Annotated in this window: 19 protein-coding genes; 4 read left to right on the top strand and 15 right to left on the bottom strand. The window is 64.2% G+C overall.

The window, feature by feature from the left end; genetic code table 11:
- Positions 1–116: 116 nt before the first annotated feature.
- The 10 genes from NX862_RS09190 to NX862_RS09145 all read right to left on the bottom strand — a co-directional run bounded on the left by NX862_RS09190 (position 117) and on the right by NX862_RS09145 (position 13,897).
- Positions 117–845: a FadR/GntR family transcriptional regulator gene (locus NX862_RS09190; protein ID WP_264493608.1), complete on the bottom strand. Its 729-nt coding sequence runs from the start codon at positions 843–845 to the stop codon at positions 117–119.
- A gap of 15 nt (positions 846–860) precedes the next feature.
- Complete coding sequence (yjfF, locus tag NX862_RS09185) at positions 861–1,820, bottom strand: galactofuranose ABC transporter, permease protein YjfF (RefSeq protein ID WP_264493607.1); 960 nt, start codon at positions 1,818–1,820, stop codon at positions 861–863.
- Positions 1,817–2,791, bottom strand: a complete 975-nt coding sequence (locus tag NX862_RS09180; protein ID WP_264493606.1) for an ABC transporter permease — start codon at positions 2,789–2,791, stop codon at positions 1,817–1,819. The genes yjfF and NX862_RS09180 overlap by 4 nt, the downstream gene beginning before the upstream one ends.
- The gene (locus NX862_RS09175) at positions 2,788–4,287 is read right to left on the bottom strand and encodes a sugar ABC transporter ATP-binding protein (RefSeq protein WP_264493605.1); all 1,500 of its coding nucleotides are present in this window, start codon (positions 4,285–4,287) and stop codon (positions 2,788–2,790) included. Before NX862_RS09175 ends, NX862_RS09180 begins: the two co-directional genes overlap by 4 nt.
- A gap of 82 nt (positions 4,288–4,369) precedes the next feature.
- Entirely contained in the window at positions 4,370–5,332 is a 963-nt protein-coding gene (gene ytfQ, locus NX862_RS09170; protein WP_264493604.1) for a galactofuranose ABC transporter, galactofuranose-binding protein YtfQ, read from the bottom strand.
- Between the two features lie 200 nt (positions 5,333–5,532).
- The gene (locus tag NX862_RS09165) at positions 5,533–6,942 is read right to left on the bottom strand and encodes a PepSY-associated TM helix domain-containing protein (RefSeq protein WP_264493603.1); all 1,410 of its coding nucleotides are present in this window, start codon (positions 6,940–6,942) and stop codon (positions 5,533–5,535) included.
- A 31-nt stretch (positions 6,943–6,973) separates the two neighbouring features.
- The gene (locus NX862_RS09160) at positions 6,974–7,309 is read right to left on the bottom strand and encodes a hypothetical protein (protein WP_264493602.1); all 336 of its coding nucleotides are present in this window, start codon (positions 7,307–7,309) and stop codon (positions 6,974–6,976) included.
- 99 nt (positions 7,310–7,408) lie between these two features.
- Positions 7,409–11,887 (bottom strand): M10 family metallopeptidase C-terminal domain-containing protein, encoded by a 4,479-nt coding sequence (locus NX862_RS09155; protein WP_264493601.1) that lies wholly within the window; start codon positions 11,885–11,887, stop codon positions 7,409–7,411.
- A gap of 120 nt (positions 11,888–12,007) precedes the next feature.
- Positions 12,008–12,523: a helix-turn-helix transcriptional regulator gene (locus NX862_RS09150; RefSeq protein WP_264493600.1), complete on the bottom strand. Its 516-nt coding sequence runs from the start codon at positions 12,521–12,523 to the stop codon at positions 12,008–12,010.
- A 27-nt stretch (positions 12,524–12,550) separates the two neighbouring features.
- Positions 12,551–13,897 (bottom strand): sensor domain-containing diguanylate cyclase, encoded by a 1,347-nt coding sequence (locus NX862_RS09145; protein WP_264493599.1) that lies wholly within the window; start codon positions 13,895–13,897, stop codon positions 12,551–12,553.
- 226 nt (positions 13,898–14,123) lie between these two features.
- Between NX862_RS09145 and NX862_RS09140 the strand changes: the two genes are divergently transcribed.
- On the top strand, positions 14,124–14,840 hold the full coding sequence (locus NX862_RS09140) for a SapC family protein (RefSeq protein ID WP_264493598.1): 717 nt from the start codon (positions 14,124–14,126) through the stop codon (positions 14,838–14,840).
- 12 nt (positions 14,841–14,852) lie between these two features.
- On the opposite strand, the gene NX862_RS09135 is transcribed toward NX862_RS09140, so the two are convergent.
- Positions 14,853–16,106, bottom strand: coding sequence for a PP2C family protein-serine/threonine phosphatase (locus tag NX862_RS09135; RefSeq protein WP_264493597.1), 1,254 nt, complete (start codon positions 16,104–16,106; stop codon positions 14,853–14,855).
- Between the two features lie 171 nt (positions 16,107–16,277).
- Here NX862_RS09135 and NX862_RS09130 point away from each other — a divergent pair, with 171 nt between their 5' ends.
- From NX862_RS09130 to NX862_RS09120, 3 genes are all read left to right on the top strand, one after another.
- Positions 16,278–16,622, top strand: a complete 345-nt coding sequence (locus NX862_RS09130) for an Hpt domain-containing protein (protein WP_264493596.1) — start codon at positions 16,278–16,280, stop codon at positions 16,620–16,622.
- A 58-nt stretch (positions 16,623–16,680) separates the two neighbouring features.
- A complete protein-coding gene (locus NX862_RS09125; RefSeq protein WP_264493595.1) occupies positions 16,681–17,910 on the top strand; it encodes an argininosuccinate synthase in 1,230 nt (409 codons plus the stop codon).
- Between the two features lie 207 nt (positions 17,911–18,117).
- Positions 18,118–18,354: a DUF2798 domain-containing protein gene (locus NX862_RS09120; RefSeq protein WP_264493594.1), complete on the top strand. Its 237-nt coding sequence runs from the start codon at positions 18,118–18,120 to the stop codon at positions 18,352–18,354.
- Positions 18,355–18,385: 31 nt separating this feature from the next.
- Here the strand turns inward: NX862_RS09120 and NX862_RS09115 are convergent, their stop codons facing one another.
- The 4 genes from NX862_RS09115 to NX862_RS09100 form a co-directional block, all read right to left on the bottom strand.
- The gene (locus NX862_RS09115) at positions 18,386–20,269 is read right to left on the bottom strand and encodes a calcium-binding protein (RefSeq protein WP_264493593.1); all 1,884 of its coding nucleotides are present in this window, start codon (positions 20,267–20,269) and stop codon (positions 18,386–18,388) included.
- Between the two features lie 76 nt (positions 20,270–20,345).
- Positions 20,346–21,062, bottom strand: a complete 717-nt coding sequence (locus NX862_RS09110) for a sulfotransferase-like domain-containing protein (protein WP_489686361.1) — start codon at positions 21,060–21,062, stop codon at positions 20,346–20,348.
- Positions 21,063–21,137: 75 nt separating this feature from the next.
- On the bottom strand, positions 21,138–22,034 hold the full coding sequence (locus NX862_RS09105) for a D-amino acid aminotransferase (protein ID WP_264493592.1): 897 nt from the start codon (positions 22,032–22,034) through the stop codon (positions 21,138–21,140).
- On the bottom strand, positions 22,031–23,776 hold the full coding sequence (locus tag NX862_RS09100; protein WP_264493591.1) for a glycosyltransferase family 61 protein: 1,746 nt from the start codon (positions 23,774–23,776) through the stop codon (positions 22,031–22,033). The genes NX862_RS09105 and NX862_RS09100 overlap by 4 nt, the downstream gene beginning before the upstream one ends.
- Positions 23,777–23,888: the final 112 nt, after the last annotated feature.

The following is a 23,888-nucleotide window of genomic DNA, read 5'->3' as shown; positions in this document are numbered from 1 at the left end:
ATCCGGGGGCAAATCTGGGCCGCAGGGCAGGAGAGGCCGTGGCCGAATTGTGGCAGCCCGCCGACCTTTCGTTAGAAGGTCAGGCAATTTCGGAACGGGTCAATTATCGGAAAAGTTTAGGCTTTTTCGCCGCGGTCGATGGCCAGAAGCGCCGCCATGGCCGCCCCGGCCTGATCCGCCTGACCCTGGTCCAGCGCGGCGATCAGCGCCTCGTGGTGGGCGGTGCGGGCGCCCGCAAAGTCGGCCTCGCCCTGCGCCATTTGCCCGCGCAAGGCCAGCGCAAGGGCGAATTCGGACAGACCCGTCGAGGACCGCAAGATCGGGTTCTGACTCGCCTCGGCCACCAGACGGTGAATTTCGAACACCGCCAGCCCGTAGTTTTCGACCATCCCCGACGAGATCTGCGCCTGAGCCAGCCAATAGCGCATCATCCGCAGCTGTTCGGCATGGGCGTGGCGGGCGGCCAGGGCCACCGCCTGCATCTCCAGCCCCGCGCGGACCTCTTGCAGGGCGTCGGTAAACCCGGGCTCTGGCGCGGCGTGAAAGATCCAGAACAGCACCTGCCGGTCGAACAGGTTCCACCGGTTGCGCGGCAGAACGCGGGTGCCGACCTTGGCGCGGGCCTCGACCAGACCCTTGGCCTCCAGCGTCTTGACCGCCTCGCGCAGGACGGTGCGGCTGACGTCATAGCGCGCGATCATCTCGGCATCGCCCGGCAGGGTCGACCCCGCCGGAAAGCTGCCCGAGGCCACCCCCATCCCGATTTCGTTGATCACGAAGGAATGGAAGTTCCGCGCAGCCGGCCGCCCGGTCAGGGAGCGGATCAGGTGTCCGGGCTCTGGCATGCCGTGTTCGTCCCCTTAACCCCGCGCGGTTTGCGCCCGGAATACCAGCCTTTGCAGCAGGATGAACATAAAGAGAAGCACGCCGATGACAATCTTTGTCCACCAGGACGACAGCGTCCCGTCAAAGATGATATAGGTCTGCACCAGCCCCATCAGCATGACCCCGATGAAGGTGCCGGCGACAAAGCCATATCCGCCCGTCAGCAGCGTGCCGCCAATGACCACCGCGCCGATGGCATCCAGTTCGACCCCCACCGCGCTTAGGCTATAGCCCGCCTGGGTATACAGCGAAAACACGATCCCCGAGAGCCCCGCAAGGGTGGAGGACAGCGTATAGATCAGCACCGTCGTCCGCCCGACCGGCACGCCCATCAATTCCGCCGAATGGGCATTGCCACCCAGCGCATAGACATTGGCGCCGAACTTGGTGCGATGGGCCAAAAGCGCCCCGACGACAAAGGTCAGGACCATAAGGCCGCCGATCAGGCTGATGCGACCGCCACCCGGCATTTTCCAATAGGTCTGGCTGATCCAGTCATAAAGCGCGTGGTTGATCGGGATGGAATCCGCCGAGATGACCGAGGCCGCACCGCGTGCAAGGAACATCCCCGCCAGCGTGACGATAAAGCTTGGCACGCTAAGCCAGTGGATCGCGGCGCCCATGGCCGCACCAAAGGCCGCCGCCACGGTCAGGGCTATGGCAAAGGCCAGAACGGGATGCAGGCCTCCCCACGAGATCATGACCGCGACGAAAACCCCGGTGAACCCGATGACCGCGCCGACCGACAAGTCGATGCCGCCCGACAGGATCACAAAGGTCATGCCGACCGCAGTGATACCCAAAAAGGCGTTATCAGTCAGGAAATTGCCCAGAACGCGGGTCGAAACCAGACCCGGAAACTGCAATGCGGCGGCGGCATAGGCGATCAGAAAGATCACCGCGGTGGCCGCCAAGGGGCGGAAGGAACGGTTCATTTCGCCCTCTTGAACAGGTGGCCCGCGACGGGGGATTGCAGGATCAGGATGGCGATGATGATCCCCGCCTTGACGATCAGGTTGAATTGCGGCGGAAAGCCAGAGACCAGGATGCCAGTGTTCATCGCCTGAATGATCATGGCGCCCATCACCGCCATGGGGATGGAAAACCGCCCTCCCAGCAAAGAGGTGCCGCCGATGACCACGGCCAGGATCGCATCCAGTTCAAGCCAAAGGCCGGCGTTGTTGGCATCGGCTCCGTGGATGTCGGCGGCGACGATGACCCCGGCAATCCCGGCACAGAGGCCGGAAAAGACATAGACCAGCACGAGCAGAGACAGGGCGGATATCCCCGCGAACCTCGCGGCAGAGCGGTTGACGCCCACCGCCTCGATCAACAGACCCAGCGCGCTGCGGCGGATCAGAAGTGTGGTGATCAGGGTCAGGGCCGCCGCGATCAGGACCGGCATCGGCAGGCCTAGGGCGCTTCCGGTGCCGATATAGATCAGGGCGGGGTCGTTGAAGGTGACGATGAACCCTTGCGTGATCAGCTGCGCGATGCCTCGGCCGGCCACCATGATCACAAGGGTGGCAATGATCGGCTGGATGTCCAGAACGGCCACCAGGATTCCGTTCCAGAGGCCACAGAGCAGCCCCGCGATCAGGGCGAGGGGGACGGCCTGCCAGACGGTCAGGCCGGATTCGACCCCGGTGGCCGCGACGGCCCCCGCAATCGCCATGACCGCGCCGACCGACAGATCGACGCCCTTGGTCGCGATGACCATGGTCATGCCGACGGCCAGGATCGCGACAGGCGCCCCACGGTTCAAGACGTCGATCAGACTGCCGAAAAGCCTGCCGTCCTTCCATTCGACCGAAAAGAACCCCGGGAACAGCAGCCAGTTGAACAAAAGCACCGCGGCTAGCGCGATGGTTTGCGGCGAAATCAGTCTCTGCACAGGCAATTTCATGCGCTGGCCTCCTCTTGCGCGGCAATCGCCTGCACGATGACTTGCGGCGCGATATCGGCGCCCCTCAGTTCCGCCACCATCTGCCGGTCGCGCATCACCACAACGCGCGAGGAATAGGCCACGACCTCATCCAGCTCCGAGCTGATGACCAAAAGCGCCAGCCCGTCTTCGCGCAACCTGTTGATCGTGCGCACAATTTCGGCATGAGCGCCAACGTCGATGCCGCGGGTGGGCTCGTCCAGGATCAGAAGTTTCGGGTCGATGGCCAGCCAACGGGCGAGGATCACCTTTTGCTGGTTCCCGCCCGAAAGCAGTTTCACCGCCATGTCGTGATCGGCAGCGCGAATGTCCAAGGCCTCGGCAAAACGACCCGCAATGTCGTCCTGTTCGTCACGGGACAGGGCCTTGAACCACCCCAGCTTGGCCTGCAGCGCGATCACGATGTTTTCGCGCACCGAGAGTTCACCGAAGATCCCGTCCACCTTGCGATCCTCGGGACAAAAGCCCATCCCCGCCGCAACCGCCTGCCTTGGGCTGCGCAAAACCAACGGCCCGCCCATCGAAATCGACCCTGTATCGGCCAAATCGACACCAAACATCAGCCGCGCCATCTCTGTCCGGCCCGAGCCCAAAAGCCCCGCGACCCCCACGACCTCGCCCTGATGCAGCGTCAGATCAAAGGGCGCAACCGAGCCCTTGCGCCCCAACCCCTTGAACACCGCCAGGGCAGGCCCCGCCTCGGCGGTTTCCACCTGCGGCGCATGGGCAAAGACCACATCCTTGCCCAGCATCATCCGCACGACATCGGTGCGCGACAGGCCCGAAATCGCCTGTGTAGAGACCAGTTTGCCGTTCCGCAGCACCGTCACGCGGTCGGCCAAGGCAAAGACCTGATCCAGAAAATGCGTGATGAAGACCACCGCCAGACCGCGCGCCTTCAACTGCCGCACCACGTCGAACAGCCGGTCAACCTCGGCCCGGTCCAGCGAGGCCGTCGGCTCGTCCAGCACCAGGACCTTGCCCGACAGTTTCACCGCCCGGGCAATCGCCACGATCTGCTGCACGGCGACCGAAAACGAGCCTAACTCGGCCCGAACGTCGATTTCCAGCCCATAGCCGGACAGGATTTCGCGGGCACCGTCATGCATGGCGCGCTTGTTCAGCATCCCCCAACGGGTCGGCTGATGGCCCAGATACAGGTTCTCGGCCACGGACAGGTTCGGCACCAGGTTCACTTCCTGATAGACCGTGCCGATCCCCGCGGCCTGGGCCTGCAGCGGATCGCGGAAGGCGACTTCGACCCCCTCCAACGCCACCTCACCGGAATCCGGCTGATAGGCCCCGGTCAAGATCTTGATCAGCGTCGATTTCCCGGCGCCATTTTCACCCAGCAAAGCATGAACCTCGCCGGGGAAAAGGTCGATATCCACCCCCGCCAAGGCCTGATGCGCGCCAAAGACCTTCCCCAGGCCCCGCCCTTGCAACATCGGTTCCATGATGATCCCCCCGTCAAAAGAAAGCCTCGGGCCGCGACCCGAGGCAAGGCAATTCCGCCGAGGTTGCCCCCGGCGGTGGGGATCAATAGCCCAGCGACTTGCGACGCTCGGCCTCGCCAGCCGGATCATCGGCCTGGGTGTAAAGCTTGGATTCGGTGATAATGGCCTTTGCAGGCTCTGTTCCATCGGCCTTGAAGGCGGCCAGCGCGTCAAACGCCGGGCCCGCCATGTTCGGCGTCAGTTCCACCGTCGCATTGGCATCGCCCGCAGCCATCGCCGAGAAGATGTCCGGAACCGCGTCGATGGACACGGTCAGGATATCGGTCCCCGGCTTCAGCCCCGCGTCCTTCATCGCCTGGATCGCGCCGACCATCATGTCGTCGTTATGGGCATAGACGGCGCAGATCGTCTTGCCGCCGTCTTCCGCCTTGATGAAGCCCTCCATCACCTCTTTGCCCTTCGACCGGGTGAATTCGCCGGTCTGGCTGCGCGAGATGGTAAAGTTGGCGTGCTTGGCGATTTCCTCGTCAAAGCCCTTTTTGCGGTTGATCGCGGGCGAGGAGCCCACGGTGCCTTCCAGTTCGACGATGTTGCAGGGCTTGTCGCCGACCGCGCCGACCAGCCATTGCGCGGCCACAGTGCCTTCGTGGACCTGGTCCGAGGCGACAGAGGTCAGGTAAAGGTCGGGCGAGCTGTCGATGCCGCGGTCCAACAGGACAACCGGGATGCCGGCGTCCTTGGCCTCGCCCAGGACCTCGTCCCAGCCGGTTGCGACGACCGGTGCCACCAGGATCGCATCGACGCCTTGGGCGATAAAGCCGCGCAAGGCCTTGATCTGGTTCTCTTGTTTCTGTTGGGCGTCGGCGAATTTCAGGTCGATGCCGCGGGCTTCGGCCTCTTGCTTCGTGACCGAGGTTTCAGCCGCCCGCCAGCCGGATTCCGACCCGATCTGGCTAAAGCCCACGACCATGCCATCTGCCATGGCGGTCGTCGACAAAAGCGCACCCAGTCCCGCGGCCAGCGCGAGTTTCGTAAAGGCTTTCATGGTTCCTCCCAAAGATTGGCGGTGTCTCCCGCACCGTCGTTACACCCTAACAAAAGTAATACTATATGCAAACCGGGCAATAGACGGGGTGCGGCATTTGGGGAAAACCCTTGCACGATGGGCAGTTGCACGTAGCTGATGCCGCAGCGCAGCAAAAGGCCGCCACCCCGGGGAGCAGCGGCCAAGGGGTGATTCGCCGGTTACGAGAGCAGGCGCTTCAAGGGCGGCAGGGCGCGCAGGACGATCAGGTCCAGCGCCAGCAGGACCACCAGCGTGATGCCCAGCACCGGCACGGCCAGCGACAGGACGATCAGCGCCAAGAGGACCCAACCGCTCATCGGCACATCCGCGGGCAGCGGCGGCGCGGCCAGACGGCCGACCTTGGCCGGCCTGCGGACCCACCACATGACCAAAGACCCCAGGCACAGGAAGATCACCGCAAGGCAGAAGGCGAAGTTCGCCACGATATTCCACAGGCCGGTTTGCCCCTCGTGCAGGGCCACACCAACCGCCATGGCCTTGCCCAGCGCCGGGTAATCGGCAAAGCGCACATCGGCCAGAACCTTGCCGGTGTATTGGTCGACATGAACCGTGCGATCGTCCATCGGATTCGCACTGTCATAGGACATCGAGTCGCGGCTCAGCGTCCAGACGCCGGTTTCGTCCGCCGGTTTCGTGACCTGCACCCGGCCCTCGAACCCAATGGCGCGGGCCAAGGCCACGACCGTCTCCAGCACCACGGGCGTTCCCGGCGGCAGGATTTCAACGCCAACGGTCGAGCCCGAAGCCGGCAGCGGCGTCAGTTCCAGCGTCCAAGGGACCTCTTTAACATGGGTGTGGTTCATGTCGGCATGGGTGGCATCCGACAGCGGCGCTCCCCATTTCTCGGCCGGAAAGCTGCTCCATGCCTGGACCAGCCGCCCGCCCCAGATCCCCGCCCAAGCCAGGCCCGACAGCAGAAAAAAGAACAGGACAAGTGCAATCCAGGACCCCACCGCGCGATGCGTCGACTTCCAGAAGGCGCGGCCCTTGGCAGCCAGTTTCGGCACGAACATGGCGGAAAAGCCCTCATCGCCCCGCGGCCAGGCCAGCCACAACCCGCTGAAGACCATCAGCATCCCAAGCGATGCCGCGGTTTCGACCAGGTAATCGGCCCAACCCTGATCGGTGCCGGTCAACAGCTTGCCATGCAGGTTGGTCGCCCAGTCGTTCCAGGTCCCGGCCTCGGGGCGCTGATGCACCACGGCGCCGGTGTAGGGGTCAAGGGCGACCATCACCGCGCCGGCCTTGGTCTGGACGCGGAACAGCGCGGGCTTTTCGGCGTCGATGGGCGCCACATATTTGTCCACCGTGCCGGGAACGGCGGCGACCACGGCGGCCTCTTGTTCCGTCACGGTCAGCGCCGTGCCGGGCGTCACGGCCATGCGGTCGCCGAACTCGGGCGCAATGGCCGTGACCCACAGGATGATCAGGCCAGAGCTGGCCAGCATCAAAAGAAAGGGGATGACGTAAAGCCCGGCATAGAAATGCCAGCGCCATACGGCGAAATACAGGCGTTGGATGCGGGATTGACCCGCCTGGGCGTCAAGCCCGGCGTCGATAGTGACCATGATATCCTCGGATGTTGATGTGAAAACGGGCTCACATCAGCCGAGGCGGACCCCTTGCCCACAGCCCGCGCGGATCATGCGCCGGGCGCCAAAGGTCGGATTCCGTCACATGGGAAACGGCCCGCACCGGAGCCGCGATCACCACGGGCAGGCTGACCGGCACGACCGCGACATCGGCGCTGGCCCAATGGCAACCAGATTTCGTGGTCGAGGGCGGGGCCTGGCGCAGCTCTCCGGTCTGGGGGTCCAGCACCATCATCATCGGCCCGTCACCCGAACAAATGACCATGACCATCTGGCCCGAGGCATCCTCGGCCGGCATCAAACCCACCTGGAACTGCGCCGAAAACATCAGCAGCAGCAACATCACAGGCCGAAGAAGGGTGGAAAGACCAGACATGATGACTCCGACGGAACGCCGTCGGGGTCTGGATAAGGCGGCACACCCCGCCGCGTCAAGCCGGGGTTACAGGATCAGATCGGCCAGAACCGGCGCCATCCCCCCGACCAGGTCGAAGCGCAACAAGACATCGGCGAGGCCGTCGCCATTGGTATCCCCCTCCAGTGCGCCCGCAGCGTTCAACCGCATCTCGCCCGCGACCAGGCCAAAGGCGGTTTCGATGAAGTGGAAGGCCTGATCCCCCAGGGTCAGCGTATCGGCGTCGATGGCCGACAGGTCGATCCGGTCCTGACCGCTGGCGAAGTCCAGCACCAGATCCGACGAGGTCCGCAGCGAGTCCTTTTGGCCAAAGACAAAGACGTCGCTGCCCGCCCCGCCCGACAGTTGATCCGCGCTGAGGCCGCCGGTGATGTGGTCGTCGCCCTCGCCGCCCTGCAGCGTGTCGCGCCCCGAGCCGCCCAGCAGGTCATCCGCCCCACCCGCGCCCGACAGGCTGTCATTGCCCGCGCCGCCGCTGATCGCGTTGTCATCGGCGCTGCCGATCACCGTGTCGTTGCCGATGCCACAGATCGCGTCCTCGATATGGGTCTGGGTCGCGGCAGTCAGGCCCGAGGTGATGGCGCTGACGATATTGCCGCTGTCCGCCGTCAGGGTCACAACCGCGCCGCGGCCCAATTCGCCCACCAGCGCCTGATAGGTCGTCTCATAGCCGCCCGCCACGGCAAAGATCGGGATGATCCCCGCCGCCTGCAGGGCCTGCGCCAGTTGGGCGATCACCGGGTAATCCTCTCCCAGCCCGCCGCCGTCCAGGACGCCATCCCCGTTGTTCGGCGTGGTGATCCCCGCCGCCGCGCCATCGCCCGCCATATGGAAGGGCGCATCGGTGAACAGCACGACGAAGCGCGCGGCATCGGCGCGAAAGCCGGTTTCCGTCGCATGCAGCGCCAGTTGCATCAGCGCCTCGATCTGCGCTTCGGGCGCGTCATTGCCGGACAGGTTGGCGATCCGGTTATAGGTCGCGGTCAGCGTCGCGGCATCCGGGCTTAGCGCCTGTTCCAGCCGATAGACCCACTCGCCACTGACGCCAAAGGGCGAAATCGGCTTGTCGATAAAGGAACTGACCCCAAACCGCGCATTGGTCTGCACCGCCTGGATCGCGCTGACCAGCTGCGGCACCAACCCGCGCACCGTGGCGATATCGTCGCCGAAACTGCCGGTCAGGTCCTGCAGGAACTGCACATCCAAGGGCGAGACGGTGCTTCCGCCGCCGCCGATATGGCAGGTCTCGCCCTCGATCACGCTGTCAGTATCGCCCGACAGGTCCAGGTAGTCGTGGCCCACCCCTTCCGAGGCGTCCAGTGTGTCATGGCCCAAGAAGTCCTCGATTTCGACCGAAGCGCCGTTGATCCGGTAGCGGTCATTGCCCGCCCCGCCCGACAGCACATCATGGCCGGACCCCGCGCGCAGGTCGTCATTGCCCTCGCCGGCCAGCAGAAGGTCATTGCCCGCCCCCCCGTCGATCGAGTCATTGCCCGCGCCACCCTCCAGCACGTTATCCCCCGCGCTGCCGGTCAGCTTGTGCGCCGTGCCGCCCAGCCGGATGATCTCGACATCGCCGGTCACGGTCAGCCCGTCTTTCATCAGGACCACGGTGTCGATGCCCGCCGTGTCGATCACCACATCGCCAAGGTTGTCGATGATATAAGTGTCGTCGCCCGCCCCGCCCTCCATCGTGTCGGCGCCGGCCTTGCCGTCCAGCGTATCGGCGCCGTCAAGCCCCACAAGACTGTCATTACCCGAGGACCCGTTCAACAGGTTGTCGCCCAGGTTCCCGGTGCCGGTCAGCCCGCCCTTGGTCAGGGTCAGGACCTCGACCCCGTCGGACAGGGTCCAGCTGACCGAGGACAGGGCAGAATCGCGGCCTGCGGTTTCCACCACCGTGTCGCCGGCGTCGTCGATTCGGTAAAGGTCATCGCCCGCGCCACCCGCCAGCGTATCGGCCCCGGTCTTGCCGTCCAAAGTGTCGGCAAAGGCGGTGCCGGTGATCAGATTGGCCATCGTATTGCCCGTGCCCATGCGCGCGGCGCCGGTCAGGGTCAGGTTTTCCAGATTGCCGGACAGAACCCAATCGACCGAGGCGAAAACCGTATCGGTGCCAGAGTTCGCGCCCTCGCTGACCATATCGCCCAGTTGGTCGACGTAATAGACATCGTCGCCCCGCCCGCCCTGCAGCCGGTCCGCCCCCGCGCCACCATCCAGCGTATCGGCCCCGGAAGAGCCTTTCAGCGTGTTTTCCCCCGCACTCCCCGTGCCGCGGTGATTGGCGACCGACATCACAAGCGTCTCTGTATTGGCGGAAAGCGTGTAATCGACCGAGGTATAGACCGTGTCATTGCCCTCTGTGGCCAGTTCAATGACCACATCCGCTGCGGTGTCGACGCGGTAGATGTCATCCCCCGCAGCCCCCCGCATCGTGTCGGCCCCGGTCTTGCCGTCCAGCGTGTTGGCCAAGGCATTGCCGATCAGCGTATTGCCCAGGGTGTTCCCGGTGCCCTTCAGCGCACCGTCCAGGATCAAGGTCTCCAGGTTCGCGCCCAAAGTGTAATCGACCGAGGCGCGGATGGTGTCGATCCCGCCGTCCACAGCTTCGACGATCACATCGCCCAGCTCTGCCACAACATAGGTGTCGGCGCCCGCGCCACCCTCCAGCGTGTCGATGCCACCCAGACCCGAAAGCGTGTCTGCAAAGGCGGTTCCGGTGATCCGGTTGGCCTGTGCATTGCCAGTGCCGGCATGGGCCGCACCCATCAGGACCAGGTTTTCGACATGGTCGCCCAGGGTCAGATCGGCTTGCGCCAGAACCGTGTCGATGCCGCCGTCCAGGTCCTCGACCACCTGATCCGCGCCGTCCAGGACATAGGTGTCATTGCCCGCCCCGCCGATCAGACTGTCGGCCCCTGCCCCGCCCTCCAGCGTGTCATCGCCTGCGCCGGTGTCGATCGTGTCATCGCCATCCAGCCCCAGAACCGAGTCATTGCCCGCGCCCACCGCGTGATGGGCCCCGCCATAGCCCGCGCCGATCAGGTCATCGCCCTGGCTGCCATAGGTGTTGGCGTCAGGACCCCAGCCCGCGGGGGTGAACAGCACCTGCACCGACTCCGCCAATCCCGGAGCGCCGATCATCAGGTCCGCCGTGCCGTCGCCGTTCAGGTCTCCGGCCAGAGCCAAAGCGGCCCCGGTGCGGCTGCCAAAGCTGCCGACAATCTTCGCCCCGCCGATGCTTTGCGAGATCAGGTCCAAGTCGATGGGCCGATACAGGTGATCGCCCCAGATGACATGGACGGCGCCTGCGTCAAAGCCGCCCTCGGTATCGCCCGGGGTGCCCAGCACCAGATCCGCGATCCCGTCCCGGTTCAGGTCGACATTGCCCAGCACCCGCAGCCCGGTCAGATCGCCGCCGGTGATCTTGACGCCGCCCACGCCCGCCGCCACATCCGCCAGGTTGACGGCCGCATGACCGGCCTGGCCCAAGACCAGATAGGCCGCATCGGTGCCGCCGATCAGGATATCGTCCAGCCCGTCGCCGTTCACATCCCCAGCCGAGGCGACCGAGGCCCCCGCACCCGAACCCGCCTCGCCGCTGATCTTGTATCCCGCCGCCAGAGCGCCCAAGGACACCGCCCCACCGCTGGCCTTGCCGTCCACGACCCAGACCGCCCCGGCACCACCATCGGCGGTGGCGCTGCCCACCAGAATCTCGGCCCGCCCGTCGCCAGTCTGATCGCCCAGCGCGGCCAGGGCCTTGCCGATCTGATCCCCCGCCGCCGCGCCGTTGATCGCAAAGCCACCCGTCCCCGCGGCCACAGAGTTCAACTGCACCGTCGTCCCGGTGCCCTTGCCCCAGACGACATAGGCCGCCCCCGCGCCGCCCGCGTGACCCGGCGCGCCGATCAGCACCTCGGCCCGCCCGTCGCCGTTCATGTCCGCCACGGCGCTCATCGACCAGCCGGCCATATCGCCCGCCGCCTGGCCGCGGATCGAGTAGCCCTCGGCGCCATTGCCCACCACGTCGGCCAGATCGACACCATTGCCCGCCCCCACCCCGCGACCCCAAAGGACAAAGCCCATGCCGGCATCCGCCGCGCCATTGGCCGCCATCCCGGGCGCCGAAACGAGGATTTCGCCCAAGCCGTCCAGGTTCAGATCGGCAATCCCGCCGACGGCAAAGCCCGCCATATCGCCGGCATTCACCCCGTCGATCACCAGGACATCGGGCAGGTAGTCGCCGAACTTCTCGGACATGCCCGGCGTGGCGGCCCCCAACAGCACGAAGGCCCGCCCGGCATCCACCGCCTTGTCGTCATCCCCCGGCGCGCCGATCACCAGGTCGGCCACGCCATCCCCGGTCAGGTCGCCCAGACCTGCGATATTGCCCGTCGCCGCACCAAGGGGCGTCGAGAGGTCTCCGACGAAATCCGAGGTCAGCGTATAGCCCTCCGTCAAAACGGCGGTGGAAAGGGTGATTTTGTTGGCGGGAAGGGTCATCTGGGGCATCCATGCATGGGTTGGTTGCACCCATGGCCGGGAAATCCCTCGCTCCGGTCAATCGACCAAAGTCTGTTTATCGACCGTTTGAACCAAGCGTCTATGCGACCAAACCCAGCGTCAGCTTTTGCTTACGACCTCTTGCAGGGCGGTTTCCGACCTTGGTCCCTGCGGCGCCAGCAGGGTCTGGACAAAGACCGCCGAAAGCTGCGCCCGATTCGCGGTGCCGGATTTCGCATAGATCCGCGTCAGCTGCGCCCGCACCGTGCCCGCTGCGGCCCCCCGCAGGGCGGCGATCCGGTCCATCTCGTGGCCCTGCAGCGACAGAAGCGCCACTTCGCGCTCGGCCTTGGTCAACTGCCATTGGTCGAACTGCGTCTCGACCAGAAGGCGGAACTCGGTCGCGGCGCGGGTCAGCGCAGAGGCCTGATCGCGCCCGCGCCGCAGGCTGGCCAGCAGGGAACGCGCCACCAGGACCATGCCCAAGGCCAGGCCCAGCGCCATCAACGCCTCGCTGATCGGATGCAGGCCAAGGGGGTCGCGGTCCAGCTCTTCGCCCGCGTCCAGAAAGAAAAACACCAGCGCAAAGGCCTGAACCGTCAGGGCCGCCGCAAGTCCCACAGGTATCAACCGCATCACGCCCCCCGGTCCGTCAACACCCCGTCAGGCGAGCGCTGCGACCGCCCCGCCCATCAGTTTCGCCTTATACATCGCGCGGTCGGCCCATGTCAGCACATCCGATATGCTGGAGGTCGCATCGGCCATGGCGATGCCGACGCTGACGGTCATTTCCTCGCCCTGGCCGCGGGTCAGGGTGCGGGCATGGTCGATCACGCCCTGGCCCAGGCTGACCATGCGGTCATAGCCCATGCCGGCCGCGATGATGGCCAGAAACTCGTCCCCGCCGGTGCGGGCGATGATATCGGCCTCGGGCAGCTTTTCGGTCAGGGCGCGGGCGACACATTCGATCATCTCGTCGCCCACGGCATGACCAAAGCGGTCATTCACCCGCTTGAACCGGTCGACGTCGAACAAAAGGAAGCCCGTGCCGTCCGGCGCCCGCCCGTCGGGGCACAGCTCTGCCAGATAAGCGCGCAGCGACCGGCGGTTGTGCAACCCGGTCAGCGGATCGTGGTTGGACAGATACTCCAACTCCTTGTGCGCCAGGCTGAGTTGATAAAGCCGCTCTTCGGCCTCGCGCTTGGCCTCTTCAAGTTGAAGGTTGCGCTGGATGTCGTCGGTCAGGTCCCAGTTGATGCCCATGTAACTGGCGCCCGAGGGCCCGTGTTCGACCAGGGATACCCGGCTGCGGATGTGGCGGATCACGCCGTCACGCCGAATGATCCGGTAATCCAGGTCGTAATCCTGCGCCTGGCTTTGGCCCCAGGCGGTCTTTTCCAACACCGTTTCCAGGTCGTCGGGATGGATCGACTGCTCCCAGATGTCGCGCGGCAAGGGGGTCATGTCCGCCGGAATCCCGTAGATCTGGCGCAAACGGCGGTCCCAGGTGACCGAATTCGTTTCGGCATTGAACTGCCAGATGCCGATCTTGCCGACCGTCAGGGCCAGGTCCAGCTGTTGCGCATAAAGCGCGCGCTCGTCCTCGGTCTTTTTCATCGCGGTAATGTCGGTGTCGACGCCGACAAAGCGGATCGCCCGACCTGCCGCATCATGCGCGATGGCGCGGCCGCGGCACATGATCCAGACCCAGTCGCCGTTGGGCTTTTTCTCGCGGTATTCGAAAGAGACCTCGTCGGCGCGGCCCTCGTTGATCAGGGTCGTGTAATGGCGGGCAATGGCGCGGTCGTCGGGATGGACGATGTCATACCATTCCTCATCCGTTTGGGGCATCGGCGTGTCAGACGTCAGGTCACGGATTTCATGCCAGCGGCGGGAATAGTGCTTTTCCCCCGTTGTGATGTCGTAATCCCACACGCCAAGGCCTGCCGCCGTAATCACGGCTTGCCAATAGCTGGTCGGGTCCGGTCCGATATTGCCAAGCAGGTCCATGCTTGCCCCCGTTCGTCGCGCAAGGTGCAGGATATGCGAAGATTCTTGAAGCGACATTATGGGGCGGCATTCAAAACAATGAGATTCCGCGCATTTTGTGCGGCATTTTTGGCGCTTTAGGCAAGGGAATTCGGCGTGACCCGCGCAACGACAGGTGGATTGACAAGGGATGGGGCTTCCGCAAGCCTTGGGCGCAAAGATCCTTTCCCCTATTTCCGGAGCAGGCATGGCCAAGCAACTGTTGTTTTACGAACTGGTGACGCCGATTTCGCTGACCCGTCATGCCGATTGGTCGCTGGGGCCGATCACCGATTTCAGCTTTGCCGCCGGAACGAACTCTGTCCCGCTGACCATCCCGGAATTCCAGCTGGCCGCGCAGGAATACCCGATCGTTTTCACGCTGGAGGCCGATGAGGCCGTTCCGGTCGCGCTGTTGGGCTTTGACAAGGACGCGGGGCTTTTCGTGACGCAAAGCGGCTGGGATGCGCGCTATATCCCGGCCTTCGTGCGGCGCTATCCCTTTGTTTTCTCGACCTCGGCGGATGGGCAGACCTATACGCTGTGCATCGACGAGGCCTGCACCGCGCTGGATCGCAAGGGCCAGACCGGCGAAAAGCTGTTCCAGAACGGCGAAAAGTCAGAGTTCCTGTCGCGGATGCTGGATTTCGTGAACGCCTTCCAGGTCGAACACCAGAGGACCCGCGCTTTTGGCAAGCTTCTGGCCGCCCTAGGCGTGCTGGAGCCGCAGGAGGCCCGCGTGAACAAGCCGGGTGGCGGGCAAGTCGCCTTGGCGGGCTTTCTGGTGGTCAACCGCGACAAGCTGCGCGCCCTGCCCGAAGCGAAACTGGCCGAGCTGATGCGCACCGACGGGGCCGAGCTGATCTATCTGCATCTGCAATCGCTGGCCAACTTTGACAAGTTGGTCGCGCGGATCAAGACCTAGGGCGGGCCCAGTCTAGATCGGTCCGGTATAGTCGAACAGCAGGCAAGAGACGTCATCGGGGAAATCCTGTCCGCCGGAATGGGTGGACAGGTCCCACATGAGGCTTTCCAGCAGGTTGTTGCCCTGCAGATGGGCGGACCGGGTCAGGATATCGGCCAGCCCCTCTTCGCCCAGATCGCCATCGGGGCCGGGACATTCGGTCACGCCATCCGACACCAAGAACAGCCGATCGCCGGGCAAAAGCACGGTCGACACCGTCTCGAACTCTGCCCCCGGGATCAGGCCGATGGGCAAGCCGCCCTGCCCCAGCCGGTCGATCTGACCCAAGCGGCGCAGGACCAGCGGATGAGGATGGCCGGCCTGAACCAGCTGCACTTCGCCCGAAAGCAGGTCGATTTCGGCGTAGGCCATGGTGAAATACTGTTCGACCTGCACGTCCTCGATCATCATGCGGTTCAGGCGGGCTGCAACCTCATGCGGGGGATAGGCGCCGCGGATGCCCTCGGTCAGGGTCAGGGCGATGTTCTGATCCGGCGAGCCCGAGGACAAAAGCCCCGCCAGCCGCGCCGTCATCATCGCGCTGGCCACGCCATGCCCCGAGACATCGACCGAAAACAGCGCGATCCGCCTTTCGTCGATGATGAAGGACCCCACGAAATCGCCGCCGACATGGCCCGAGGATTTCAGCATCAGCCAAGCCTTGCCCAGCCCGAAATCCCGCATCCGGTCGCGGATCAGCGACTGTTGCAGCTTTTTCGCCTCGATCAGGTCGCGGTCCAGCGAATCATACAGCTTCTGGATCTGGTCCAGCGTGGTCGACACCAGGTGGTTCTTGTCCACCAACTCGTTCTGCATGGAGACGATGCGCTGCCCGGCCCGCAGCCGCGCGCGCAATTCATCCGAATTCACCGGTTTCGACAGGAAGTCATCGGCGCCGTTTTCCAGCCCGTCCGCCACCTCGGCCTTTTCGGATTTGGAGGTCAAGAGGATGAAATAGCCGTAACCCTCATGCGGAAGCGCCCGGAAAGCTTGGCAAAATTCCAGACCGGTCATGCCGGTCATCACCCAGTCGGACAGGACGATGTCGAACTTCTGCGCCCGGCAGAAGTCAAGCGCAGCCTCGCCCGACTCGGCCTCGGTGACAAGATAGCCCCAGCGTTCCAGCTGCATCGTCAGGATGCGACGCTGGGCGCGGCTGTCATCGACGACCAGCACCCGAACGGGTGTGGCAGCATCGACCGCGGCAGGGATCGGCAAATTCAACATCATGCAACAAAAGCCCGAGTTCGGACCGGTATTCCCCCGGATGCGCACATCTGACCCCCGGCAGGTTAAGGCCGGGTGAAGCATAAAACTCGTCCGACCGCGGCAGGGATTAACGCGGCGTTCATCTGGCGCTGGCAGATTGGGATTGGGTGTCGTGTATGGGGTTATGGAATGACCGACGATCAGTTGATCGACTGGGCGCGCGTGCGTGAGCTGCGCTATGAAATCGGCGAGGATGGGTTTGAAGAGGTCGTTGGCCTTTTCATGGACGAGGCGGATGAAACCGTCGCCCGGATGACGCCCGATGTCGGCGCCAAGAAATTCGCCGCCGACCTGCATTACCTGAAGGGCGCCGCGCTGAACCTGGGCTTTCACGCCCTGGCGCAATGCTGTCAGGATGGCGAACGCCGCGCCAATCAGGGGGATCTATCGGTCAACCTGGACCATCTGCGCGCCACCTATGTCGAAAGTCGCGCGCTTTTCCTGGGCGGACAGGCCGGGGCCTTTGCCGCTTGATCTTGTGAGAGCGTCATAAAGCGATTATTCCCCCGGGAAACCTTGCCCGGAGCATCTGATGTCCTTCAAGCCCAAGAAAGTCGTCCTCGCCTATTCGGGCGGGCTCGACACGTCCATCATCCTGAAATGGCTGCAGACCGAATATGGCTGCGAGGTGGTGACGTTCACCGCCGACCTGGGCCAGGGCGAAGAGCTGGAGCCCGCGCGGCAGAAGGCGATCCTGATGGGGATCGAGGAAAAGAACATCCATATCGTCGACGTGCGCGAAGAATTCGTGCGCGACTTCGTCTTCCCGATGTTCCGCGCCAATGCTTTGTATGAGGGGCTGTATCTGCTGGGCACGTCGATTGCGCGCCCGCTGATTTCGCAGCACCTTGTGCGGATTGCGCATGAGACCGGGGCCGATGCCGTCGCCCATGGCGCGACCGGCAAGGGCAATGATCAGGTGCGGTTCGAACTCTCGGCTGCGGCTTTGGACCCCTCGATCCGCGTGATTGCGCCTTGGCGTCTGTGGGACCTGACCTCGCGGACCAAGCTGTTGGAGTTTGCCGAGGCGAACCAGATCCCGATTGCCAAGGACAAGCGCGGTGAAGCGCCGTTCAGCGTCGATGCCAACCTGTTGCACACCTCGTCCGAGGGCAAAGTGCTGGAGAACCCCGCCGAAGAGGCGCCCGAGTTCGTCTATCAGCGCGTCACCCCGGTCGAACAGGCGCCCTATACCCCGGAATACGTGGAAATCGGCTTTGAGCGCGGCGATGCCGTCTCGATCAACGGTGAGGCCCTGTCGCCCGCCACGATCCTGGCGCGGCTGAACGACATCGGCGGGAAACATGGCGTGGGTCTGCTGGACCTGGTCGAAAACCGCTTCGTCGGGATGAAGTCGCGCGGCCTTTATGAAACCCCCGGCGGCACGATCCTGCTGGAGGCCCACCGCGGCATCGAACAAATCACGCTGGATTCGGGTGCCGGCCACCTGAAAGACTCGATCATGCCGCGCTATGCGGAACTGATCTACAACGGCTTCTGGTTCTCGCCCGAGCGCGAGGCGCTGCAGGCGCTGATCGACAAGACGCAAGAGCATGTGTCGGGCACGGTGCGGGTCAAGCTTTACAAGGGCTCTGCCCGGACGGTGGCGCGGTGGTCGGAGTCCAGCCTTTACAGCGAAAAGCACGTGACCTTCGAAGAGGACGCCGGCGCCTATGACCAGAAGGACGCCGAGGGCTTTATCCGCCTGAACGCCCTGCGGCTGAAGCTGGTCGCGACGCGCAACGCTCGGGTCAAAAAGTAACCTTGCCCGCAAGAACCAAGGCGCCCCGGGCTTCACCCGGGGCCTCTGCCCTTGACGCACAGACCCGGGCGGCCTATCCCGAACAGGCCGAAAAATGATCGGCCGGTTAGGTTATTCCGGCCCCCGCAAGGGAATTAGTCGAGTTTTCGAACCCACGGCGTCACCCCAACCGGGGGACGCTTTTGCGCGCCCCCAAAGGAACCGCTGATGGATCGTAAAACCCTGATCACCGCCCAAGTCTTCATCTCGGCCCAGATGGCCTGCCTGATGACCGGCATCTTCACCTTTTTGCACATGGGCTGGGTCCCCGGCTTTTTCGCGGCCTGGGGATTTGGCTTTGTCCAAGCGTGGCCCATCGCCTTTGTCTTGTCTATGGCGACCGGGCCGGTCGGCTTCATGGCCGCCAACCTGCTGACGAAAAAGCGTTTTCACCCGGAGGGTTAAGCCCGGCCAGACGCGCTGGCCGGGCCCGAAGTCACAGGATCTGCAAATCCGCGGCGGTGATCCCGATGATGCCGGTCAGCGTGATCTGTTCGCCACCCGCAAAGGTCAGGATCGTGCTGCCCGCGACCTCGGTGCGGAAGGTGGTCAGGACAGCGGCGGCCGTCAGGTCTCCGCTGGCCGCCCAAAGCGCGTGATCCAGCCGCAAGAAGTCTTCGCCGGCAAAGTCCTGGACCTGGTCGATCCCGCCGCCGCTGCGGAAGATGAAGATATCGACCCCGGGCCCGCCGTTCAACGTGTCGTTGCCAGCACCCCCGTCCAGCCGGTCATTGTCCAGCCCGCCGAAAAGCTGGTCATTGCCCGCCCCGCCTCGCAGGAAATCGCGCCCGATCTCGCCGCGCAGGATGTCATTGCCCTCGCCGCCCCAAAGCGCATCGTCGCCGGTGGCACCGAAAAGCTGGTCTCCGCCCGCGCCACCGTTCAGCATGTCATTGCCAAGGTCGCCGCGCAGGACGTCATTGCCAAGACCGCCATAGATCGCGTCGTTGCCCGCCTTGCCGTCGATCGTGTCCGACCCCGCAAGACCCGAGATCGCATCATGCGTCCCGGTGCCGTTCAGCACATCCGCCCCAGCCGTCGCGTTCAGGGGACCCGAAGTCGAGGCAAGGGTAAGCGTCACGCTGTGCAGCGTCTCGGTGATGCCGCCGATGACGTTCTGGCCGAAGTCGGTATAGGTCAGGACAACCCGGCCATTGGCCAGTTGCGCCAGGTGCGGGTCGGTCTGGTCTCCGGTCAGGGCACTGCCCTGCACGATGACCGGCGCGCCAAGCGGTTGGGCATCGGCATCGTAATGGCCGACCATCACATCTTGCCCCGTGTCGCCCTGCGTGACCCAAGCAATGACAAAGGTCCCGTCCGACAGGGCCAGGACGTCATAGTCCGGCTTGCCGGTGTTCAGCGTGATGGCACTGGGCAGTTGCACATCCGTGCCAAGCTGTTGACCCCAGGCGGTGAAGGCCTGAAGCACCAGTTTGGAGGCCGCGGCGCCATTCGGCACCAGAGCGGTGATCAAAAAGCCGCCATGGGCAAAGCTGTCGGGGTCCATCGGGTTGAACTGGCCGGGCTTGGCGGCGGTCACGCGCACATCCTTGACCAGGCCATTCAGCAGCGTGCCGAAAATGACCGGACCGGCCAGGCCCGGGATATCCGGCGGCGCGGCGCCGAGGGTGGAATCCGAAACCCGCAGGATCGCGCTGCCATTGGCGGTCTTTCCCGAGATCACGATATTGCCCGCGGCCAGTTGGGTGATGCCGGTGATCTCGACAAAGCCACCAGCCGAGACATCGGCATTGCTGGTCAGGACATGACCGGGCGTATCGAAGATCTGAACCAGTTTGTTGTCGGAAACCGCCGCCACATTGCCGTTGTTCAGGCCGGTGATGAAGTTCTTGGTCTCGACCAGGGTCGGGGCGTCGCGGTCGATGTCATAGGTGTTGACCGCGTTGGAATTGCTGAGGATCGGAACCACGGCGCCGTTGCCGTCATACCAGACCGCGAAAGTGTCGACATCGGTCGGCGTCGATGCCCAGGTCAGGGTCGAGTCATAGGACACGACAAATCCACCGCCGGGCGTCGCCACGACGCGGGGATTGGCCTGCAGGCCCGGGAAGAACAGGTTCAGCTGGAAGGCCTCGGTCGCGGCGGTGCCGTCGGCGTTGTAGATCCGGCCAAAGATGGCGCCGTCGGTGTCAGAGACACCCGCGGCCGGGCGACCGAGGATCTCTTGCCAGACCACGACATAGCGGCCGTCGGACAGCGTCGCGATATCGGTGTTGCGGGGAAGCTTGGTGACATCTGTGATGTCGTAAAATCCGACGGATTCAATCAAGGACGGGGCGCTTTGCGCGGTAATGGTCATGTGCTGCTCATTTTTATTGTTGATGGGCAATAGGATATGGATCGGCGGTTCTCTGTCAAGAATCGCCTGTGGAAGGCTAGATGAATTTCCTTAATCTGTCGTAATGCGGCATGGCCTGGTCGCAGAGCCTTTGAAGCTCTGGCGTCAGGGTCGGGAGCGGGCCTTCCGGATCGCCCAGTCCGGTCGAGGCATGGACCGCGTTATACCAATGTGGCGCCCAGACCCCGTCGAAGGGTTTGGGACCGGGCGGCCAGGTCAGCATCCGGTCGGTATAGGGGATATTCAGGCGGGTGCAGAGCCGAAACAGGGTGGCTTTCGGGTTGGCGCGGATGTCGGCGCTGTCGACCACAGGCGGGGCCGCGCCGGTCATTTGGGCGACCTGGTCGAAAAGCTCGGTCTGTTGCGTGAAGCCAAGGTCGGCCAGCGTCGGGGATTCCCGCTTTTGCGCATAGGAGGCGATGACGCGGGCGGGGTGGCGGATCAGGAAGGCATTGGTCAGGTCTTTCAGAAACCCGCGATCAAAGGCGGGGATCATGTGCAACGTCATGTGCTTTTGGTAAAACAGGCTCTGCAAAGGCGGGTTTTGGGTGCAAAGGGTGGCGACCTTTTGCGGATCGGGCTCACCAGCTGCGATGACCTCGGCGGCCATGGGATGGGGAAGGTTGGTGGCCTGCAGATAGGCGGCGTAGAAGGGCTCGTCCCAAACGGCGCAATCGCCCCGCGCGGCGAAACTGTAGAGCATGGCGGTGGAGAGATTGCGCGGGCCGCTCCACATGGCGATTTTCTGGGTCATGGTATCTCTGCTTGACCGGGAGATTGGGGGTTTCCCACCCCCAAACCCCCGTGGAATATTTGGGTCAGTGTGAAATCAGGCGCCGACGAGGGTTTTGTATAGGGCGCGGATGCGTTCGGTCATCGGGCCAAGTTGGCCGGTGCCGATCTGGCGGCCGTCGATCATGCCAACCGGGGTTTGCGCGCCGAAGGTGCCGGTCAGGAAGGCTTCGTCGGCGGAATAGGTTTCGACAAGGGAGAAGTTTTTCTCGCGGACGGGGATTCCGTTGGCGCGGCAAAGGTCGATGACCTTTTGCCGGGTGATGCCGTTCATGCAGTAGTCGCCGGTGGAGGTCCAAACCTCGCCCTTGCGGACGATGAAGAAGTTGCAGGCGTTGGTGGTGTTCACAAAGCCGTGGATGTCCAGCATCAGGGCCTCGTCCGCGCCGGCCTTTTCGGCGGCGATGCAGGCCAGGATGCAGTTCAGCTTGGAATGGGAGTTCAGCTTGGGGTCCTGGGTCATCGGCAGGCCGCGCAGGTGAGGGACGGTCGCAAGACGGATGGGCCGCGGCAGTTTCGGGCGCGAATGTTCCATGATGATCGCCATCGTCGGGCCCTGGCGGGAGAGTTTCGGGTGCTGGAAGGGGCGGGACTTGACGCCGCGCGTCACCATCAGGCGCGCATGGGCGTCTGTGGTCATCTGATTGGCGGATTGTGTATCTGTGATGGCCTTTTTGACATCATCTTTGCTGCGGGCGATGTCCAGGTCGATGGCAAGCGCGGCCTCGAACAGGCGGTCGATATGCTCATCCAGGAAGGACCAGCGGTTGTTGTAAAGCCGGATGCCCTCCCAGACGCCATCGCCCAGCATGAAGCCTGCGTCGTAGACTGAAACGAGGGCCTGGGCCTTGGGAACCACGGCGCCGTTCAGCCAGATCAGGATGTTTTCGTTGCGGGCGTCTTCTTCGGCCTGGTGGGTGGACACGTCGGTCATTGGGCGGCGGCCTTTTCGGATTGGTAATAGTCGCGCACCCAGGGGCGGGCGCGGGCGAAGGCGTCATAGCGGTCGGGGAAACCGTCGTGCAACGTGGCCAGAAGCGTGCCGACCAGTTCCGATTGGTTCATCGCGCGGGCGCACCAGAGCATGCGGATCAGGATGGCCCAGTCCGAAGGATCGGCGCGGTAGGCGGCGTAAAGGGCTGCCAGGGTTGCCGCCTTGTCGCCCTGGTGGTCGGCGAGGTCCGCCATGGCCAGCGACAGGCCGACATGGCCTTCGGACAGGGCCACATGTGTCTCGAACAAGGCCTTGGCGCGGTCGTGTTCGCCTATGGCCATCAGGGTCTGGCCCAGAGTCTGAACCTCATCCGCGCTTTGGAATTCGGGGGTCTCTCCCAGAAGCGAGACCACGACCGACATGATCCGCGCAAGGCCCAAGCGCGAGAGATGGACGGGGACGATGCCGTCCTCGGAGAATTGCGGTTCGCGCGTTGGGTCCTCGGCGTCGAAATCGGCAAAGAAGGTCAGGTAGCGGCAGCCCGAAACCGCGGCCAGCGGCCAGAAGTCTGGCCAGCGATACATGGCGGTTTGCAGGGTCCCGATCTCGATCACTGTCGCATCGGGCGGGGCGAAGAGCATGTTGGTGAAACCGGCGCCGTGGTAGGAGATCATCATCTCGGCACCCGCCATCAGGGCGATCTGGTCCAAGGGCGTCAGGCGTTCGAAGGCGACCTCTTCGAAACCGAACAGGCGCAGCATGTCGAGGATATCCTCTTCGCCCTTCATCCGCCGGTCGCGGGCCTCGCCCTCGCGGGTGATCCAGAAGCGTTTCGGCAGGTGGGTGGTGTCGCGACCCTGGATCGCCTGCAGCGCGCGGGCGCGGAGTTTGAACAGGCTGGAGTCGACCGCATGACCGGCCAGGATCGCGTGACTGGCGCGGGTGGCGCGGCGGCCTTTCCACGCACCCACGGGCGGGAATTCGTGTTCAAAGCCGTCCAGTTCGGCACTGGAAAGCTGATACAGAGACGCGGTGAAGTTATAGGGCACCACGACTTCGGCGTGATGCACCGGGGCGCGGTCAAAGATCACGCGGGGGGCCAGTTCGGGGAAAAGCACCTCGACAAAGGCGCGGGTGAAGCCGCGGGTTTTCTCTTGGTTGTTCGGGAAATGCAGGTAGATCGGACCCTTGAGGCCGGTTTCCTGAACCAGGCACAGCTGGCAGAGGCTTTCGGTCAGGAAGTGGTAGTAGTTGAAGGTGTTGCGACACTCGATGGCAATCGGCGTGCCGGGGGCGAGGTCATCCGGGACCTGCGCAAGGGTCCGGGGACCGGGGATCGCCTGCAGGCGCGCGAAGTGATCGGCCAGGCGCGTGTCGCCGTCGGTCGCCTCATGCTCCCAGGCGTAGCGGTTCAGCAGGCGCAGGCCGGCGGCGCCCGAAATCAGGCAGCGCGCGCCTTGCGTGACCCAGGATTTGCGGAACCAGACGTCGGACAGGTGGACGGGCACCGTGGCCACTTCCAAAGCGCGGGTAAACAGCCGGTCGCGTTTGGTGGCCGTCAGGACCGACTGGATGCGGTCGTTGACCTGCGGGTGTTCGGAGGCGGCAAAGCCATGGATGCGGCCGGCCGGGATGGCACGCCACAGGAAATCCGGCTGACGCAGGACATGGAAGTCCGGCGTGTGGAACGGGTCGAGGATCAGAACCTCGGGCGAGAGATCGAAATGGATCTGGTTCTGCATGGTTGGACCGATTGTTTCCGGGGCGAGAATACCAGAGGGGGCGGGGCTTACCAGTGGCTTGACGGGTTCCCTTTTGCGACGGGCAGTGGTTTTGTGGCGGCGATCAAGGAGT

Origin of the sequence: Stagnihabitans lacustris (genome assembly GCF_025950525.1) — a bacterium.
GTDB lineage: Bacteria > Pseudomonadota > Alphaproteobacteria > Rhodobacterales > Rhodobacteraceae > Stagnihabitans.
The sequence above is the reverse complement of the archived record's forward strand: the minus strand, read 5'-3'. Positions and strand labels throughout refer to the sequence as shown.